Annotated in this window: 1 pseudogene; it reads left to right on the top strand. The window is 38.4% G+C overall.

Annotated features, from left to right (window positions below):
- A pseudogene (locus tag ACY2RS_RS15745) lies at positions 1-245 on the top strand (hypothetical protein); the annotation flags it as partial.

Below are 245 nucleotides of genomic sequence, written 5' to 3'. Positions count from 1 at the left end.
ACAGCAGGTTTTGTATCACCAAAAGAAGTACGTGACGATCCAAAAGTTGCAATGAAAACGCTAATCAAAACTCTCCAAGCAAAGTATCCCAATAAAAAACATACCCTTAAAAATGCCATAGTAGCGGGTTCATTTGTAGCCTCTATTAGGGAATATATTAAAGAGCATACTATCGCATTCCTCATCATGGGAACCAAAGGTGCATCTAGCTTAAAAGAAATGACATTAGGGCGTAAAACAGGCGA

The sequence above is a fragment of the Patiriisocius sp. 208BN25-11 genome (assembly GCF_058147145.1).
This window is presented reverse-complemented; position numbering and strand designations above follow the sequence as displayed.